At 57.8% G+C, this 1531-nt stretch carries 2 rRNA genes; both read right to left on the bottom strand.

Annotated elements, in window-relative coordinates:
- Positions 1 to 954: ribosomal RNA gene (locus AB0C26_RS46395) — 23S ribosomal RNA — on the bottom strand; the annotation flags it as partial.
- 279 nt (positions 955 to 1233) lie between these two features.
- Positions 1234 to 1531, bottom strand: a 16S ribosomal RNA gene (locus tag AB0C26_RS46390); the annotation flags it as partial.

The following is a 1531-nucleotide window of genomic DNA, read 5'->3' as shown; positions in this document are numbered from 1 at the left end:
GAAACACACGACGCTGCACCTAAATGCATTTCGGGGAGAACCAGCTATCACGGAGTTTGATTGGCCTTTCACCCCTAACCACAGGTCATCCCCCAGGTTTTCAACCCTGGTGGGTTCGGTCCTCCACGAAGTCTTACCTCCGCTTCAACCTGCCCATGGCTAGATCACTCCGCTTCGGGTCTTGGGCGCGCTACTGGGTCGCCCTATTCGGACTCGCTTTCGCTACGGCTTCCCCACACGGGTTAACCTCGCAACACACCGCAAACTCGCAGGCTCATTCTTCAAAAGGCACGCAGTCACGACGCACCGAGCAAGCTCGATGCGCGACGCTCCCACGGCTTGTAGGCACACGGTTTCAGGTACTATTTCACTCCGCTCCCGCGGTACTTTTCACCATTCCCTCACGGTACTATCCGCTATCGGTCACCAGGGAATATTTAGGCTTAACGGGTGGTCCCGCCAGATTCACACGGGATTTCTCGGGCCCCGTGCTACTTGGGTGTCTCTTAAACGAGCCGTACAGATTTCAGCTACGGGGGTCTTACCCTCTACGCCGGACCTTTCGCATGTCCTTCGCCTATCCATACGGTTTCTGACTCGTCCCACAGCCGGCAGACTGTAGAAGAGAGATCCCACAACCCCGCATGCGCAACCCCTGCCGGGTATCACACACATACGGTTTGGCCTCATCCGGTTTCGCTCGCCACTACTCCCGGAATCACGGTTGTTTTCTCTTCCTGCGGGTACTGAGATGTTTCACTTCCCCGCGTTCCCTCCACACTGCCTATGTGTTCAGCAGCGGGTGACAGCCCATGACGACTGCCGGGTTTCCCCATTCGGACACCCCCGGATCAAAGCTCGGTTGACAGCTCCCCGGGGCCTATCGCGGCCTCCCACGTCCTTCATCGGTTCCTGGTGCCAAGGCATCCACCGTGCGCCCTTAAAAACTTGGCCACAGATGCTCGCGTCCACTGTGCAGTTCTCAAGCAACGACCAGCCACCCATCACCCCCACCTTGCAGTGGAGTTCACCGGGGCCGGCATCGCGAAGGTCCGAAACCTAAGTTCCGTACCCTCAGATACCCAACAGCGTGCCCGGCCAGTCCCAGCCATCCATGTGTTCCACGCCGAAGCAGTACTAACAGGACAACCAACGAACCAGCCGAATAGTCAACGTTCCACCCATGAGCAACCGTGCGAGTCATTCGCTCGCAGTCGGCCATATGCTCCTTAGAAAGGAGGTGATCCAGCCGCACCTTCCGGTACGGCTACCTTGTTACGACTTCGTCCCAATCGCCAGTCCCACCTTCGACGGCTCCCTCCACAAGGGTTGGGCCACCGGCTTCGGGTGTTACCGACTTTCGTGACGTGACGGGCGGTGTGTACAAGGCCCGGGAACGTATTCACCGCAGCAATGCTGATCTGCGATTACTAGCAACTCCAACTTCATGGGGTCGAGTTGCAGACCCCAATCCGAACTGAGACCGGCTTTTTGAGATTCGCTCCACCTCACGGTATCGCAGCTCATTGTA

This window comes from Actinoplanes sp. NPDC048796, from assembly GCF_040650035.1.
In the GTDB taxonomy this organism is placed as follows: domain Bacteria; phylum Actinomycetota; class Actinomycetes; order Mycobacteriales; family Micromonosporaceae; genus Actinoplanes.
The sequence above is the reverse complement of the archived record's forward strand: the minus strand, read 5'-3'. Positions and strand labels throughout refer to the sequence as shown.